The organism is Thalassospira sp. SM2505 (genome assembly GCF_054901115.1).
In genome coordinates this window covers 996849-1013720 of the sequence record NZ_CM142731.1, presented here as the reverse complement: position 1 = coordinate 1013720, position 16872 = coordinate 996849, and the positions used below count along the sequence as shown (strand labels likewise).

General features: G+C 54.1%; 13 protein-coding genes. 4 read left to right on the top strand and 9 right to left on the bottom strand.

Translation table 11 applies throughout. The features are described 5' to 3' along the window. Window positions 1–6: 6 nt before the first annotated feature. On the bottom strand, window positions 7–759 hold the full coding sequence (locus ACTU44_RS04525; protein ID WP_462096780.1) for an SDR family oxidoreductase: 753 nt from the start codon (window positions 757–759) through the stop codon (window positions 7–9). A gap of 93 nt (window positions 760–852) precedes the next feature. On the opposite strand from ACTU44_RS04525, the gene ACTU44_RS04520 reads away from it, so the two are divergent. Then, window positions 853–1473 (top strand): TetR/AcrR family transcriptional regulator, encoded by a 621-nt coding sequence (locus ACTU44_RS04520; RefSeq protein ID WP_462096779.1) that lies wholly within the window; start codon window positions 853–855, stop codon window positions 1471–1473. 36 nt (window positions 1474–1509) lie between these two features. Here the strand turns inward: ACTU44_RS04520 and ACTU44_RS04515 are convergent, their stop codons facing one another. Next, window positions 1510–3567 carry a protein meaA gene (locus ACTU44_RS04515; RefSeq protein ID WP_114097808.1) on the bottom strand — a complete coding sequence of 686 codons (2058 nt, stop codon included), beginning with the start codon at window positions 3565–3567 and terminating at the stop codon, window positions 1510–1512. A gap of 290 nt (window positions 3568–3857) precedes the next feature. Here ACTU44_RS04515 and ccrA point away from each other — a divergent pair, with 290 nt between their 5' ends. The 3 genes from ccrA (at window position 3858) to ACTU44_RS04500 (ending at window position 9291) form a co-directional block, all read left to right on the top strand. Continuing rightward, window positions 3858–5138: a crotonyl-CoA carboxylase/reductase gene (ccrA, locus tag ACTU44_RS04510; RefSeq protein WP_114097807.1), complete on the top strand. Its 1281-nt coding sequence runs from the start codon at window positions 3858–3860 to the stop codon at window positions 5136–5138. Window positions 5139–5287: 149 nt separating this feature from the next. After that, complete coding sequence (locus tag ACTU44_RS04505; protein ID WP_114097806.1) at window positions 5288–6955, top strand: acyl-CoA dehydrogenase family protein; 1668 nt, start codon at window positions 5288–5290, stop codon at window positions 6953–6955. A gap of 236 nt (window positions 6956–7191) precedes the next feature. Then, window positions 7192–9291: a methyl-accepting chemotaxis protein gene (locus tag ACTU44_RS04500; protein WP_336080090.1), complete on the top strand. Its 2100-nt coding sequence runs from the start codon at window positions 7192–7194 to the stop codon at window positions 9289–9291. A gap of 91 nt (window positions 9292–9382) precedes the next feature. Here ACTU44_RS04500 and ACTU44_RS04495 read toward each other — a convergent pair whose 3' ends face one another. From ACTU44_RS04495 to ACTU44_RS04465, 7 genes are all read right to left on the bottom strand, one after another. Beyond that, a complete protein-coding gene (locus ACTU44_RS04495) occupies window positions 9383–10720 on the bottom strand; it encodes a ferredoxin reductase family protein (protein ID WP_462096778.1) in 1338 nt (445 codons plus the stop codon). A gap of 140 nt (window positions 10721–10860) precedes the next feature. Beyond that, entirely contained in the window at window positions 10861–12027 is a 1167-nt protein-coding gene (locus ACTU44_RS04490; RefSeq protein ID WP_462096777.1) for an adenosylhomocysteinase, read from the bottom strand. A 124-nt stretch (window positions 12028–12151) separates the two neighbouring features. Further along, a complete protein-coding gene (locus ACTU44_RS04485; protein WP_462096776.1) occupies window positions 12152–12856 on the bottom strand; it encodes a glutathione S-transferase N-terminal domain-containing protein in 705 nt (234 codons plus the stop codon). 242 nt (window positions 12857–13098) lie between these two features. After that, on the bottom strand, window positions 13099–13539 hold the full coding sequence (cynS, locus tag ACTU44_RS04480; protein WP_114096798.1) for a cyanase: 441 nt from the start codon (window positions 13537–13539) through the stop codon (window positions 13099–13101). Between the two features lie 37 nt (window positions 13540–13576). Then, window positions 13577–14503: an ABC transporter ATP-binding protein gene (locus ACTU44_RS04475; RefSeq protein WP_462096775.1), complete on the bottom strand. Its 927-nt coding sequence runs from the start codon at window positions 14501–14503 to the stop codon at window positions 13577–13579. 11 nt (window positions 14504–14514) lie between these two features. Next, window positions 14515–15345 carry a nitrate ABC transporter permease gene (gene ntrB, locus ACTU44_RS04470; protein WP_114096796.1) on the bottom strand — a complete coding sequence of 277 codons (831 nt, stop codon included), beginning with the start codon at window positions 15343–15345 and terminating at the stop codon, window positions 14515–14517. 1 nt (window position 15346) lies between these two features. Further along, complete coding sequence (locus tag ACTU44_RS04465; protein ID WP_114096911.1) at window positions 15347–16792, bottom strand: CmpA/NrtA family ABC transporter substrate-binding protein; 1446 nt, start codon at window positions 16790–16792, stop codon at window positions 15347–15349. Between the last annotated feature and the right edge of the window lie 80 nt (window positions 16793–16872).

The following is a 16872-nucleotide window of genomic DNA, read 5'->3' as shown; positions in this document are numbered from 1 at the left end:
CAGCAATCAGGCGTTGATACCACTATCGACCGTAAACTCTGCGCCGGTGACGACCTTAGCTTCCGGTCCCGCCAGCCAGGCAATCAGCCCCGCCGTATCGTCGGGGTGGCTATATTGCGGGATCGACATCAAACCACGCTGGGCATCGGACATCTGACCATCTGCCGGGTTCATATCAGTATTGGTTGATCCCGGATGAATAATGTTTGCAGTAATCCCGCGCCCGCCAAGATCGCGGGCCAAACCACGGGTAAAGCCGATCAGCGCGGATTTTGACATGGCATAAAGGCTGATGCCCGGCCAAGGCACCTTATGGGCAAGGTTACTGCCAATTGAAATGATCCGGCCGCCTTCGGGCATATGTGATAGTGCGGCTTTCACCGCAACAAAGACAGCCCGCACATTGACATCCATCGTCGCGTCAAATCGTTCAATGGTCAGATCATCAATCGGGGCGGCATCAAAGATGCCGGCATTGTTAACCAGAATATCAATCTTGCCGAATGCGTTTGCAGCCTCATTCACCGCACTGATGATATCTGCATCACTGCGGTTATCGGCCTTGATGGCAAGGGCTTTACCGCCTGCGGCTTCAACATCGCGCACAACTCTTTGGGCTTTTTCATCAGACTGAACGTAGGTGAATGCCACGGCGGCACCCTCATGTGCCAGACGCCGGACGATTGCTGCACCGATGCCACGGCTTCCGCCGGTAACGAATGCGACCTTTTCTGCAAGGTTCTGCATCATAAGCTCCATTTACGTAGTGATCATTACATAAATGCTGGCAAACTTGCGCTACGCCGTCAATTATTTTATTTAATGATCACTATATAAATAAACGGACCAAACATGGCAGCACGCGGCAGACCAAGAAATTTTGATCGCAATGATGCACTGGACAAGGCTCTCGACCTGTTCTGGCGGCACGGTTACGACAACACATCCATGGCGGACCTCAGCGCAGCGATGGCACTACGCCCACCCAGCATCTATGCCGCGTTCGGCAGCAAGGAAGGCCTGTTTGAGGAAGTGGTGGAACGCTATTCCGAGCGGGTCGGAAAAAATATCTGGGGCAATCTCGACCGTTTTAGATCCGCCAGAGAAGCCACCCGCCATCTTCTGGTGTCGACCATCGAGACCTTTAGTCATCCTGAAAATCCGCGTGGCTGTATGATCGTTCTGGCAGCCCCGCAACCCGACGCCGAACATTCCAGCGTCGCCCGATCCCTTTGTGAACGCCGCAAGGGAAACGTGCAGGTTTTGAAAACGATTTATGCCGATGCGGTCAGGCGCGGTGAAATACCACGCGGCGCAGATCTGGATCGCATTGCAAATTACTATGTGACCGTGCAGCACGGCCTTTCGATCCAGACACGTGACGGTATGGATCGCGACGCCCTGATGGCTGTGGCCGATGCGGCGATGGCAACATGGCCCAGCCTGATCAAAACGTCATTGGCGTCCAGCTAGGCAGACGCCAATGACAAAAATTGATGCCCGGGCCAATCAATAGACCGAGGTTTCGCCCGCCGCATTTTCGCGACCAGAATGCTGCCCGACCGATAGATCTGACGATTTGCGGTCAACAAGTTCAACGATTTCGGAAATGACGCGGACCAGTTGGTAGTCCTTTGGCGTGTAGACAGCAGCAACCCCCATCTGTCGCAGGATCAGCATATCAGCTTCGGGGATGATGCCGCCGACAACAACCGGGATGTGACCTGCGCCCTCTGCACGAAGACCATTGACCACTTCGCGCACCAGCGGCACATGCGATCCCGACAGGATCGAAAGGCCGATCACATGCGCCCCTTCGTCAATTGCGTTCCGCACCAGCGCATCCGGCGTCCAGCGAATACCCTCGTACAGCACTTCAATCCCGGCCTCGCCCGCCTTGACGGCAATCTGTTCGGCACCGTTTGAATGGCCATCCAGACCCGGTTTGCCCACCAGCATCTTCATGCGCTCGCCAAGCTTCCCGGACACCTCATCGACCCGTTGACGCAACTGTTGAATGTTTTCGGCATCGCCGGTAACGATCATCGACGTGATGCCGGTTGGTGCGCGATATTCCCCAAAGACTTCACGCAGGGTTTGCGACCATTCACCGGTGGTTACCCCGGCATGGGCACAGGCAATCGAACTTTCCATGATGTTACGGCCTTCGCTGGCCGCTGATTTCAGAGCGTCGAGATTTTTTGCCACCTCGGCCTTGTCGCGATCTGAACGCCAGGCCCTGAGCTTTTCAATCTGTTCCTGTTCGGCCATGTCATCGACAGTCAGGATGGATTTTTCCCCAGACGTCAGCGGCGATGGCTCGGTTTCGGTATAGGCATTCACGCCGATGACCTTGGTCAGTCCGCATTCAATATCGGCCAGACGCCGCGCGTTGGAGCGCACCAGCTCCTGCTTCATATAGCCGCGGTCGACTGCGGCAATTGCCCCACCCATGGCATCAATCTTGGCCAGTTCGGCGCGCGCACCTTCCTTGAGGGCACCAACCTTGCGCTCGATTGCCGGGTTGCCATCAAACAGGTCTTCATATTCCAGAAGGTCGGTTTCATAGGCCATGATCTGTTGCAGGCGCAGTGACCATTGCTGATCCCAGGGGCGTGGCAGACCAAGCGCCTCGTTCCAGGCAGGCAATTGCACCGCACGGGCGCGGGCATTTTTTGAAAGCACGACGGCCAGCATCTCGATCAGGATGCGATAGACGTTGTTTTCAGGTTGCTGTTCGGTCAGCCCCAGCGAGTTGACCTGCACCCCGTATCGGAAACGCCGATATTTGGCTTCTTCAATGCCATAGCGATCCCGGGTAATTTCATCCCACAATTCGCAAAATGCCCGCATCTTGCAGATCTCGGTCACGAAACGAATGCCGGCATTCACAAAGAATGAAATGCGCCCGACCACCTGGGCAAAATCTTCTTCCGGGACCTGACCCGAATCGCGGACAGCATCCAGAACGGCAATCGCCGTTGCCAATGCGTAGGCCAGTTCCTGTTCGGCGGTCGCCCCGGCTTCCTGCAAATGATAGGAACAGACATTCATCGGGTTCCATTTTGGCACCTCGCGATAGGTGAATGCCGCAACGTCGGTAATCAGCTTAAGACTGGGCGCAGGCGGGAAGATATATGTCCCGCGCGACAGATATTCCTTGATGATATCGTTCTGGGTCGTGCCCTGAAGACTGTCGCGCGCAGTGCCCTGTTTTTCCGCCACCGCAATATAAAGTGACAAAAGCCAGGCCGCCGGGGCGTTGATGGTCATGGATGTATTCATCTGATCAAGCGGAATACCGTCAAACAGCGTCATCATGTCGCCGAGATGCGACACCGGCACGCCGACCTTGCCCACTTCACCACGTGCCAGCACATGGTCCGAATCGTATCCGGTCTGGGTGGGCAGGTCGAAAGCAACAGAAAGGCCTGTTTGTCCCTTTGCCAGATTCTGACGATACAGGGCATTGGATGCCTGCGCCGAACTGTGCCCCGCATAAGTGCGGATCAACCATGGGCGATCCCGGTCGGCTCTTGCTGCGCTGCGTTCGTTTTCCATCGACATCGCGACCTCTTGTATTTTTATTACCAAATGCCTTTTCGATAATTACGCTTAAACGTTATTAAATTATCCACTAGACATCACTTGAGTAATTATATAACAATTTGTGCAACGCGATAAAAGCGAAAACAAATGTCGCCCCGGTTTAATCGGAACAAATTTCCCAGAAAACCGGGAAATGCCCAGGGAAAATAAAACAAATTCTGTGGCTTGGAGGTTTCGTCGACCGCAATGCAGCATCGGTAATTTAGTTACCCTGCGATCCGGATCGACCCGAACAAGGAGTGAAGGCCATGAATACCACTGCTGAAGTGCTGCCTTTCCGTGGCGGTCAGGAAGAAAAAGATCTGTATGAAATTGGCGAAATCCCGCCGCTGGGTCACGTGCCCAAGAATATGTATGCATGGGCGATTCGCGAAGAGCGCCACGGCGAACCCGATACCGCCATGCAATGTGAAGTTCTGCCGGTGACACAGCCTGACAGCCACGAGGTGCTTGTCCTCGTGATGGCAGCAGGCGTGAACTATAACGGCGTCTGGGCGTCGCTTGGCAAACCGATCTCGGTTTTCAATGTCCATGACTGCCCATTCCATATTGCCGGTTCGGATGCATCCGGCATCGTCTGGGCCGTTGGTTCAAAAGTTACTCGCTGGAAAGTTGGCGATGAAGTCGTCATTCACTGTAATCAGGACGATGGCGATGACGAGGAATGCAACGGCGGCGATCCGATGCTGTCCCCGACCCAGCGCATCTGGGGGTATGAGACACCGGATGGATCTTTTGCCCAGTTCACCTGTGTTCAGGCGCAACAGCTGATGCCGCGCCCCAAACATCTGACCTGGGAAGAAAGTGCGTGCTACACCCTGACCCTTGCCACGGCATATCGCATGCTGTTTGGCCATCGCCCGCACATCCTGCGTCCGGGGCATAACGTTCTGGTCTGGGGAGCGTCCGGCGGTCTTGGCTCCATGGCAATTCAGCTGATCACCACTGCGGGTGCCAACGCCATCGGGGTTATTTCAGACGAGTCAAAACGTGACTTTGTGCTTGGACTGGGTGCAAAGGCTGTGATCAATCGCAAGGACTTCAATTGCTGGGGACAGCTTCCCACGGTCAATGGTCCGGAATTTGCCGACTATATGAAAGAAGTCCGCAAATTCGGCAAGGCGATCTGGGACATCACCGGCAAGGGCAATGATGTTGATATCGTCTTTGAACATCCGGGCGAACAGACCTTCCCGGTATCTTGCAACGTGGTCAAGCGCGGAGGCATGGTGGTGTTCTGTGCTGGCACGACCGGCTTTAACCTGACCTTTGATGCACGCTTTGTCTGGATGCGTCAGAAACGCATTCAGGGCAGCCATTTTGCCAACCTGAAACAGGCTGCGCAGGCAAACAAACTGGTGATCGAACGCCGTCTTGATCCCAGCATGTCCGAGGTATTCAGCTGGGAAGACATCCCACGCGCGCACATGAAAATGATGCGCAACGAACACAAGCCGGGCAACATGGCGGTTCTGGTTCAGGCCAAACGCCCGGGTATGCGCACCCTTGAAGAAGCAGTCGAAGGCTAGTCCCACATTAATCTTCGACTGACAGCTGGCACCCCAATCGCGTTCTCGCCCGATCCGCGAGCGGGGTGCCACCACCCTTTCTGATCATCTTAACCGAGTTTCGACCAGTGCAATCGCCCCACACGATTGCCGGGCAAAGGACCAAGACAATGACCGATACCGCCCTGCTTCCTGATCTTGACCAATTGTGTGACGATGCTCTGGCCGCTTTGGCATCGCTTTATGATGCAACCGAAAATGCCATCCGCGCGCAGGTCACTGTCGATGGCCGCATTGATGCGAGCGCCTTTGACGAACATCAGTTCGCTGCCCACGGCTTTGCATGGTTTACGACCTATGTCACCGCCCTTCAGCAAATGAAGGCATGGTCCGACAGACTGGTCGCCCAGGGTAAACGCGGCACGCTCGAAACCCTGATATTGCAGGTGGCCTTTGGTGAATATCTTGCCCAGATCAAGGGCGGCATTCCGATGTCACAGGGCGAGATCATTCGCCTGACAACCCTGGGAGCATCAGAGTCAGATATTCAGGCTTTCTGTTCCAGCCGGGCTGTCGCTGTGCTGTCAGCCTATGGCAACTCCGATGCTGCCCGCCGGGCAATCTCCATCGAAATCGAAGACAGTCTTGATACCGGTCGCTTTGGTGAGACCGGCCTTGAGGACGAAACGCTTGATCTGGTGCGTGACCAGTTCCGGCGCTTTGTTGACGAGAAAGTTTCTCCCCATGCCCATGGATGGCATGAACGCGATGAACTGATCCCGATCGAGATCGTCAACGAGATGTCGGAACTCGGCGTCTTTGGCCTGACCATCCCCGAGGAGTTTGGGGGACTTGGCATGGGCAAGACCGCGATGTGTGTCGTGACCGAGGAACTTTCGCGCGGTTATATCGGTGTCGGGTCGCTGGGAACACGATCCGAAATTGCCGCCGAACTGATCCGTCTTGGCGGGACAGACGCCCAAAAGGAACATTATCTGCCCAAACTGGCATCTGGCGAGATTCTGCCAACAGCTGTCTTTACCGAACCCAATAACGGATCCGACCTTGCCCATCTGCGCACGCGCGCGATCAAGGACGGAGATACCTATAAGGTCACCGGCAACAAAACCTGGATTACCCATGCAGCCCGATCGGACCTGATGACGCTTCTGACACGCACCAATCCGGACGAAGCAGGCTATCGCGGTCTTTCGATGCTGCTTGCCGAAAAGCCGCGCGGAACAGATGACAATCCGTTCCCGGCCGATGGCATGTCGGGTGGCGAGATCGAGGTCCTTGGATATCGCGGCATGAAGGAGTACGAGCTGTCCTTTGACGGGTTTGAAGTCCCGACAGCCAATCTTCTGGGCGGCGAGGAAGGTCAGGGCTTCAAACAATTGATGGCAACATTTGAATCTGCGCGCATTCAGACCGCGGCACGTGCTGTCGGTGTTGCACAAAACGCGCTGGAAATCGGAATGCGCTATGCCAAGGACCGCATCCAGTTTTCCAAACCGCTTTATGCCTTCCCGCGCGTATATGGCAAGGTTGCCTGGATGGTTGTCGAAACCATGATCGCCCGTCAGCTCACCTATTTCTCGGCAATCGAGAAAGATCAGGATATCCGCTGTGACATCGAAGCAGGAATGGCCAAGCTTCTGGGGGCCCGCGTTGCATGGTCAAATGCCGATAACGCGCTGCAGATTCATGGCGGCAACGGTTACGCGCTTGAATATCAAATCAGCCGCGTTCTTTGTGACGCCCGCATTCTGAACATTTTCGAAGGTGCTGCCGAAATTCAGGCCCAGGTTGTCACCCGTGGCCTTTTGGGACGGTGATTACCTAACAGATTGAAAGCGCGACCTTATTTACATTCTGAACCGTGGCCCCTGTGAACAACATGGGCAAACTCGGCCCGTCAACCTTGACGGGCCGCTTTTCCATATCAACCTAAAGTATGATATCTTTAACACTTCCCTATAGTGATAAACTGGACCAAATCAAACGCAGAAGCCTGAGAAATCTCAACAAAACAGGCCCAATAGCCTTTCCAGGGGAAAAGGGAGAGACGTTCATGAATCACGCCTCCGCAATGTCAGAAAAAACAATCTATGCGCGAATAGGCGAAACAAAAGTTCTCTTTGATCAGCATGCAGATCGCATTGCCGAAAGCCTGATCACGGAGCTACTTGGAACAGGACAAAGCAGCGCGGATAAAACAGCGCCGCAAAGCCTTGTGCCTGACCTTGCCCAGCGTTTCCGTACCATGGCGACCACGACCTCGGCAGATGCGTTTAACCAGTGCTTTGGCGATCACGTATTGGCGCAGGTATCCGGAGACCTGACACCGGACATCATTGTTCTTGCCTATCACAAGGCAGCTGCAAACTGCGCTTCGCTGGCTGCGGCCACGAAGGGAATTCGCGCGACACCGGCACTCACTGATGCGGCACACAGCCTGTTGATGGCCGATATGGCGTCCCTGATGGCAGCGCAACAAAGACAGATTTCTCAACAACGGGCATCTTCGGAAATACAGTCAATGTCCGAAATCATCGAACGTGAAACGGACAATATCATCTCCGAAGTCGGTTTTCAGGCCGGGCGCACCAATGACGTTGCGCAAACCATGGAAAAAGATGCCAGCGAATTGTCACAGCTGGTCGAACGGATCACGTCAACTACTGAAATTGCCAGCAGCAATGTCGCTACTGTGGCCTCGGCAACCGAAGAATTGCAGGCATCCAGCCACGGAATTGCGGATCGCATTCATAAAACCAATGACATTGCGGGTCAGGCCGTTATCCGCGCACAGGAAACATCCCAAACGATGAACAGCCTGTCGGAAACGGCAAGCGAGATCGGCAAGGTTGTCGATATCGTCAAACGTATTTCTGACCAGACCAAGATGCTTGCGCTTAATGCCACCATCGAGGCCGCGCGTGCCGGTGATGCGGGCAAGGGATTTGCCGTTGTCGCAAACGAGGTCAAGAACCTTGCGACCCAGACCGAAAAGGCAATTCTGGATATCAACTCCCAGATCACCGCAATCCAGGGGGCAACATCAGAGGCCGTAACCGCGATCGAGGGTATTGGCGGTGCAATTGACGAAGTCAGTCAGCTGTCTGCGGATATCTCGGCCTCTGTTGAACAGCAAACAGCTGCAATTGCCGAAATCTCGACCAGTGCACAGGAAGTGTCGACGCATATGCGCGGCATCTCCAGCGATATCGAGCTTGCCAGTGAAAAATCACAGAACGCCAGTGAAACTGCGGAAAACCTGCGCGTTCTGGCGTCAAACATTCGCAATGATATCAACGAAATGGAAAGCCGGTTCCGTACGGTGCTGCGCAACACAGAAAGTGCCAGCCGTCGCCACGAGGAACGTGTCCCGATTGCGGTTGATATCAAGGTGGATTTCGGTAGCGGTGATATCCGAAACGGCGTTACCGCTGACATGTCGCTGGCCGGGCTTCTGGCCCGCATTGACGCGAGTGAGAAAGATCGCAACAAATCGATCACGATCACCATGGCCGATGGCACGACCCTGCATGGTATCGTAAAGGCCGTTTCGGCCCTTGGCACCCATGTTCAGTTTACCGAACTTGATGATCAGGCCAATCAGGTCATCCTGAGCCACCTTAAGAAAACCCACGATCACGACAACAAGATTGCCGACCTGGGCAAACAACTGGCACTTGATCTGGCAAAGGTTCTTGAGACTGGCCTTCGCAATAACGAGATCAGGCACGAAGACCTGTTCAACCCGCACTACGAACCGGTTGACGGCAGCGACCCGAAACAGTTCATGACACCGTATATTCCGTTCACGGATCGGAACTTCACACCGCTTCAGGAAGCGATTCTTGAAAAAGACAAGCATATCGTCTTTGCGGCGGGTGTGGATTCAAACGGCTATCTTCCAACCCACAACAAGATTTACAGCCAACCTCAAAAACCCGGAGAAGCGGCTTGGAACATGGGCAATTGTCGCAACCGGCGAATCTTTGATGACCGCGCCGGTCTGATGGCAGCACGTAATACCAAGCCACATCTGCTTCAGACCTATTTCCGCGACATGGGGGATTCTGTGGTCTTTATGAAGGAATGCGATGTCCCGATCATTGTTAATGGCGAACAATGGGGCAATCTGCGCATCGGATACCGCGCGTAAACTGAACACCGTTCAAGATGCGAGCAAACAAACGGGCGGCCTGATAATGGGCCGCCCGTAAAATTTTGTGCGTCACGTCACAACGCAGTGATTAGCGGAAGTCAAACAGTTCCTGATGAAAGGCCCGTCTGTTCAAACCGGCTGCGACAAGATCATTCTTTATCGCCAAACCAAACGCGCTTGGTCCACAGAACCAGACATGGGCCTGCTTCCATTCCGGCACTTCACCACGCAGTTTTTCACCGGTCAGGAAACCATCCTGGGCATCGCGCCACTGATGCAGGCGAACACCCGCCTTACTGGCCAGGGATTCTATTGATGCCATCAATTCGGCGTCACATTCCGGGGCAACCTGAAAGAAATCAATCTCAAAGGATTCCGGTTTTTCTGCCAGGGCTTCCAGCCATGCAACAAAGGGGGTCAGACCGATCCCGCCCGAAATCCATATCTGACGTGCATGTTTGCGATCAAGAGTGAAGGTTCCATAGGGTCCTTCAAGGACCACTGCATCACCAGATTTCAGTGTATCGGGCAGCTTTTTTGTATAATCGCCCAGTTCCTTGGCAATAATGGTCAGGCGAGGGTCATCCTTGTGCCATGCAGATGCAATGGTAAATGGATGTATCTCGTCACTGGCGCCAAAACGGGCAAAGGCAAACTGACCAGCCCGATGTCCCTTCCAGCCACCATCTGTTTTGATCCTGATTTCGAGCGATCTCATTTGCGGGAAGTAATTCAGCTCTGTGACTTCACCACCAGATTTCCGGTCCCTGCCAATCCGGCCTGTTAGAACGATAATCGCGCAAACCGTTCCGACTGCGAGCATTCCTGCCATGACATATCCGACAGGTGTCGCCCAGTTGGCGAAGTCAAGCAGCACCACGCCATGATAGACAAGAACCAGATAAACCGGTGCAAGGAGCGTGTGTGTTTTTGCAAACCAGCGATACGGGACCCATTTGATCAGCGCGACAATGATCAGCACCACCGCAATGTAAAACGCCCACTCGCCAACACTTTCAGCCAGACCGCGTTGTGCCCCGAAAAAGGACTGTCCCCAGTGCAGGGTCCCTTCATCCGGTCTTGGGCCACGGGGGCCGCGCTCATAAAGACCAAGCGCCGAAGCCCATTTGGGTGCCATCCGCCAGATCCAGTGGATGATGGATAAGGCCAGGGCAGTGATCCCCAGCCATTTGTGCAATCGATATGCCTTGTCCAGCCCGCCCAGCCGCTGGGACAGCAAAACCGGGCGTACCGCAAGCAACATGATCAGGCTCATCAACCCGATCGCCAGCACACCGGTATATTGCACCATATAACCGCGCAAACCGATAAAGGTCGTCACCTGGAAGACATCGGGATTCGAAACAAACCAGACACCGGTCAGCACCAGCAGGAAAGTACCAAACGCCGTTTCAATTCGCCTCATTACCGACCTCCATCCACCGGTTCGCGTGCTGAACGCAGGAACAGGCGCACCGTGAAACACCAACAAGCCTGATTTTATCACGCTTGTTGGGTCTCAACCTTGCGATGTATCACTTTTGGGTCGGCAAGACAGAAGCAGGATCAGCTATGTGAGTGCAGGATCGCCTCGGCAATTTCACGTTCAATTTCAGCGGGATAATCATAGAATCCCGGCTTGAACGACGCTGCCCCGCCCGATGCCAGCCAGTCAATGCCCCGGATCAGAATGGCCGAGAACGGATCAAAAAGATCCTTGCCCGATCCGCCCATGCCAGGAGCAAGATTGAGCAGGCTGCCGCGGTTCAGCAGATAAACCTCGCGGCTGTTATCAAGCTCGAACCGTTCGATATAACGGCGCATCTTCGTCTGTTTCTGGGTATCAAGCCACGCCACATCGATCTCGGTATTTGAATGACCGACATTGACCAGAATGGCACCACGACGGCACTGTTTGATCTGTTTTTCGCCGAGAATGCCTGAAAGTCCGGTCGCTGTTACAATGATCGCACATTCCTTGATACCGTCTTCAAGGCTGACCACGCGGCATCCGTGATGCTGGGCTTCAAGGGCGCGCACCGGATCACGTTCGGCGACCGAAACCACCGCACCAAGATTGCGTGCACGTTCGGCCACACCACGCCCGACCGGACCAAAACCGATGACAAGAACCGACCGCCCATAAAGCGCCAGACCCGTCACGTTGGAAAAGACCGGCCACATTTCCTGCGCCACATGGTGACGGTTATGCAGACGATCCTTGATCGCGATATCGTTCCAGTTAAAGACCGGGAAGGAATAATCAAGTTTCTCGACGCGATGCACACCGGTCGTGGTGGCTTCAAGCGCGCCGTCAACCTTATGGCCCTTTTTCACAAAGGCCTCGATCAGCTCGCCGCCCATATCGGCAACAATGTCTGCCGGTTCAGACGACAGGATATCGATACTTTTGGCATATTCATCGGGCGTCATGCCCGAAAATGCATGAACCTCGACCCCGTTGGCAGCCAGATAGGCTGCGGCCACGTCATCGGTGCTGTCCGGGTTGCATGCACCCACCTTGACTTTCGCACCTGCCTTCACGAAGGGCAGCAAGGTCGGGATGGTGTCTTCAAGCACATGCTGGAAACTGACGATTGTCTTGTCGCGCAGATCACGTTTGGCGACATAGTTTCCATATTTTGCTGTTACCGGGCAGATGACTTCACGCCAGGCAAGCGTTTCGTCATTGATCTGCTGGGCAAGGGTAGCGTCCTTGATGCGACTGGTCATTGTTGTATCTCTTGAAACTTCGTGGGCGATAAAACTTCCCACTAGTTAATAGCAGCCTGACCGGATGGAAAGCATTTCTGACCATCCGGTCAAACTTCGATACAGTTTGTCGCAAACAGGCCGATTAATCGCGGGCCGGAATATTCAGTCCGCGCTGTACCGCCGGTCGTGCAAGGCCACGTTCAAGCCATGCCGGAACATTTGAAAGCGTGTCATATTCGACCAGATCTCCGGCCTCATAAAATCCGGTCAGGTTGCGCACCCAGCCCAGAATCGCGATATCGGCAATGGTATATTCATCGCCCATGATCCAGTTGCGCCCTTCAAGACGGGTTTCGAGCACACCAAGAAGACGCTTTGATTCATTCACATAGCGGGTAAGCGGTCGCTTGTCCTCGATCTCCTTACCGGCAAATTTGTGGAAGAAACCAAGCTGTCCAAAAATCGGCCCGATTGCCGCCATCTGGAAATAGACCCACTGGATCGTCTCGATCCTTTTGACCGGATCAGATGGCAAAAACCTGCCCGTCTTTTCCGCAAGATATTGCAAGATCGCGCCGGATTCAAAAAGACCGATCGGTGTGCCGTCAGGCCCATCAGGATCAATGATTGCCGGGATTTTACCGTTCGGGTTCAAGGACAGGAATTCAGGCGTCCATGTCTCGTTTTCGCCGATATTGATCAGGTGGGGTTCATATTCAAGACCGGTTTCCTCAAGCATGATGGAAATCTTGACCCCGTTCGGGGTCGGCAATGAATAGAGCTGAATGATATCGGAATTCTTCGCAGGCCAGCGTTTGGTGATGTCGAATGCGGAAAGGTCAGCCATCTGATGTTGATCCCTGTTTGGTTTCGCTTGCAAGCCATCGAATGTCAAAACGGTCCGGCTAACAAGCAATTACATATGATCAGGATTTAGCAGATCATGTCCTTTTCGCCAGCCCCTACCGGGTATTTTGGAATATTTCAAAACGGATCAGGCCCGTTTGAATGCACAAACGGGCCCGGCCGGACTGCGACATCGCGACGATTACCGCGTCACGGTCGAAAATCGGAATCCTTGATCACACCTTACCAGGCGCGATATTTCAGGAATTTGCCATCAAGGGTGATAACGACGCGATCGCCTTTGGGATCTTCCTTGCGCTCGATATACATTTCGTAATCAATCGCGCTCATGATGCCGTCACCAAACTTCTCATGGATGATTTCCTTGATCGTTTCGCCGTAAACGCCAACGATTTCATACAGTCGATAAATCGCCGGATCAGTCGGAACGGCCTGATCCCAGATTTTCATCGGGCATTCCTGAATGACTGCCGATGCTTCTGGTGGCAGGTTGAACAAGGCCACAAGCATATCCGCCTTGTCCTTTGGTGCGGAATTCATGCCAAAGCAGACCGAAGTGGTCCAGACCGGCGACATGCCGATCTTGCTTGCAATCTCTTCCCAACCAAGGCCTTTGGCTTTCTTGGCTTCAAGGATCATTTCTTTGACGTCAGCTTTTTTCATGGCTTTTCTCCACTTCTGATACAGCAGGTTGTTTTGATTAATCGGCACTGTTGACCGCACGCTTGCGCGCGCCGGATTTGCTGCCTGTTTCTGATGAAATGACTGCCCCGGCATTTGCCCCGAAACGGACAGTTTTGGGTGCAGCTTGCTCGTCACCATCCTGTTTTCCGGCAAGTTCGCGCGACCGCGTCGCCAGGAACTCCACCAGGTGATTTCGGATATCGTAGTAATCCGGATGATGAATGATATTTGCCCGTTCGCGCGGGCGTTCGATTTCGACCTGAACGGACTCTGCCACCCGTGCATAGGGGCCGTTGGTCATCAAAAGGATGCGGTCCGCAAGCAGGATGGCTTCATCGACATCATGCGTGATCATGAAGACCGTCTGATCAGACCCCGACCAGATCCGAATCAGCTCATCCTGAATGCTGCCACGTGTCAGCGCATCAAGTGCGCCGAACGGTTCATCAAGCAAAAGCAATTCCGGCTGGATGGCAAAGGCACGGGCAATCGAGACGCGCTGACGCATCCCGCCCGACAATTGCGACGGCTTGCGAAGCTCCGCCCCGCCTGCCAGACCGACCATCTCAAGATATTTCATGGAATGGTCGTGAACCTGTTTCTTGCTCCAGGATTTGTAGCGGGCCTGTACGGCAAAGGTCACGTTCTTGAGGGCCGAAAGCCATGGCAACAGGGAATAGTTCTGAAACACGATCCCGCGATCCAGACTGGGGCCCGCGACCTCTTTGCCATTCATGATGACAGCGCCGTCGCTGGGTTCGTCCAGACCTGCAAGGATATTGAGGATCGTTGATTTGCCACAGCCGGAATGACCGATGATGCAAACAAACTCGCCCTTTTCGATGCCAAGATTGACGTTTTCAAATACGGTCAGGCCTTCACCACCTTTGGGTGCCTGAAAACGTTTGGTAAGGTTCTGGACGCTCAGGAATGGTGTCGACATATCAGGTCTCCTTATTCCTGGTACTGCACAAGACGTGCGCAATAGGCGAAGGCGGTATCAAGCAACATGCCGACAAGGCCGATCATGAGGATCGAGAACACCACACTGGTCAGATCAAGGTTGTTCCATTCGTTCCAGACGTAGTAGCCAATGCCGGTCCCACCGACGAGCATCTCGGCTGCCACAATCACCAGCCATGCAATCCCGATTGAAATGCGCATACCGGTCAGAATGGTCGGTGCGGCCGCTGGAAGAATGACAATCCATGCGGTTTTAAGTGCGCCAAGCTCATGGGTTCGCGCCACATTCACCCAGTCCTTGCGCACACCCGCCACACCAAAGGCGGTGTTGATCAGCATCGGCCAGATCGAACAGATGAAGATGACGAAGATCGCCGACGCCTGACTGTCCTGAATGACAAACAGGGCCAGAGGCATCCACGCCAGTGGCGAGATGGGTCTTAGGACCTGAATGAAGGGATCAAGCGCCTTGTACATCAAGGGCGACATCCCGATCAAAAAGCCGATCGGAATGGCAAGTGCTGCGGCAAGGAAATAACCGGTCAGAACCCGATAAAGCGAATAGCCGATCTGGATGCCGATCCCCTTGTCGTTGGGGCCTGCATCATAGAAAGGATTGCTGAGTTCTTCCCAGGCCTTGCCAATCACTGCCGAGGGCGGTGGTACAGCTGCCTTCGGCTCTGCCCCACCCATCAGAAGTTCATATTCTGTCAGTTCGCCAGAAAGATTTTGTTTCGGGCTGGCGGCCTCCCAAAGGCCGAGGAAGACCGCCAATAGCACGAGTGACAAAACCAAAGCCCTGGCATTCAAGGATGCCAGCATATCAGCTTACCCCTTTGCCAATCGCAAAGCTGTTGACGTAGGCTTCTGGCTGATCGGGATCAAAGGTCTTGCCCATGATCGTGTAGCTTTTGTAAGTCGAAGTCGGCGCTTCATACCCAAGGTCTTTCATCACCTTGGCGCAGTCGGTTGCGACATAGACCTCTTCGGCGATTTTCTTGTAATCAATATCGCCTTCGATATAACCCCAGCGCTTCATCTGGGTCAGGATCCAGACACCCATCGAATGCCATGGGAACGGATCGAAATCGATGCGATCAGGAACGTTTTTAACCTCGCCCAGACCGTCGGCATAACGCCCGGTCAGGACCTGTTCGATCACCGGAACCGGCTGGTTCAGATAGTTGGCCGGTGCGATTGCAGCCGAGATTTCCTTGCGGTTTTCCGACTTGGCTGCGTATTGGGTCGCATCGACGATGGATTTCAAAAGCGCACCATAGGTATTTGGCAGTTCTTCTGAAAACGCCTTGGAGCATGCGAATGCGCAGCACGGATGGCCTTCCCAGATATCCTTGGTCAGGGTATGCAGGAAGCCGATTTTTTCCCAGACGGCTCGCTGGTTGAACGGATCAGGCGACAGGTAGCCGTCAAGGTTACCTGCACGCAGGTTCGCAACCATCTCGGGCGGCGGAACAACGCGGATCTGAATGTCTTTGTCCGGGTCCAGACCATGTTCGGCGACATAATAGCGCAGCAGGAAGTTGTGCATCGAATATTCGAACGGCACACCGAACTTGAAGCCCTTCCACTGTTTGGGATCGCGCTTGTCAAGATGGTCATTGTGCAGAACGATGGCCTGACCGTTGATGTTTTCAACAGCGGGCATCAGGAACGGGGTTGCGGTCGACCCCGCCCCCATCGAAATCGCCAGCGGCATCGGGGTCAGCATGTGCGACGCGTCATATTCATTGTTCAATGACTTGTCGCGGGCAACGGCCCATCCGGCCGTCTTGATGACATCAACATCAAGACCGTATTTTTCATAGAAGCCCATCGGCTGCGCCATGATGATCGGTGTGGCACAGGTGATCGGAACAAAACCGATATTGAGCTTGGATTTCTCGGGCGTACCAAGATCATCAAGGATCGCTGCCTTGACCTTGTCGATCGGCAGAACCGATGCCAATGCTGCCATCATGGTGCTGCCACCAACCATCTTGGCAAAGGAACGACGCGAAATTTCGTTATGCCCGAAGACCGAACGCACAATTGCACTGTCAATCGCGCGGTCCAGAATTTCTTCGCTGCTTTCCGGCGATTTGGCCGCCATGTCGCTGTGCGCTGGCATGGTCGCCAGATCGTGTTTTACGCCATGATCATGATCAGCATGTTTATGCCCGCCGGACGCGCATGCCTCACAGCCGCAAGATTTGCTATGACGCAGGTCGCTATCGCCACTAAATGGATCACCCAGACTTTTAACTGACATTTTGATCACCCCCTGTGTTGTTAAGCTGCCCACATCAGACAGCACCAGACATTCAATCGGGGTAACAGCAATCACTGTGC